We start from the raw sequence: 735 nt of genomic DNA, 5'->3' as shown, positions 1-735 counted from the left end.
TAACCGAGCGTGTATAGGGTATACAGGGGAAATCTATATCTAACCTACAACTTCATTGGTATAATATGTATACATAAGATTATGAAATGGAGATGGAAAAGATGGTAAAGATACATCCTTTTACTATTGCTACTCTGTTTATTAGTATGTTGACCATGGTGTTATATGCAATCGAGAACTTCTCACAGGGTAACATGGGGACGGGTACTACGTTTATCGGACTGAGTATCATGTTCTTGGCCATGGGGACTTATAGCATTATACGAAATTGTAGATTAGCAAAACAATAACATACAATACCATCTCCAAAATGAGGAGGGGTTTGCTCTTTTTTGTAAAGAGACAACAGAAACTTACGTTTTCTGAAGGAGGACAATATGAATTCTTGGTTTTTAGCAATTCTAATTATTGTAGGTATGATCTCTATTGATGGTATAAACCGAAAGATAAACCGAGTTAATAGAAGACTAGAACGAATAGAAAATAGATTAGAACAGGTTGCTAAACAAATAGGTATCCCAGAGCATGAAGTCAACGAAGAACTTCGCCAATTAGTTAGAGATGGAGAAAAAATTGAAGCTATTAAAAAGGCACGAGAAGTTTTAGGATTATCATTACTTGAAGCTAAAAATTATATCGACTCTTTATAACATGGATAACTTCTGATAACGACAATTATGTAAATACGAAACCCCTTCAGCAAGTAAACTGAAGGGGTTTTTTCTAGATACAGTG

1 protein-coding gene is annotated in these 735 nt (G+C 34.6%); it reads left to right on the top strand.

Annotated elements, in window-relative coordinates; all coding sequences use genetic code 11:
* The first annotated feature begins 377 nt into the window (after positions 1-377).
* Positions 378-650: a hypothetical protein gene (locus HRG09_RS28270; protein ID WP_017150437.1), complete on the top strand. Its 273-nt coding sequence runs from the start codon at positions 378-380 to the stop codon at positions 648-650.
* Positions 651-735 lie beyond the last annotated feature (85 nt).

This window comes from Bacillus sp. Xin1 (genome assembly GCF_013314535.1).
GTDB lineage: Bacteria > Bacillota > Bacilli > Bacillales > Bacillaceae_G > Bacillus_A.
The sequence above is the reverse complement of the archived record's forward strand: the minus strand, read 5'-3'. Positions and strand labels throughout refer to the sequence as shown.

What these genes read in the sequence shown, in the direction of transcription:
- HRG09_RS28270 (WP_017150437.1), top strand. Translation starts at nt 378, where the DNA reads ATGAATTCTTGGTTTTTAGCAATTCTAATTATTGTAGGTATGATCTCT.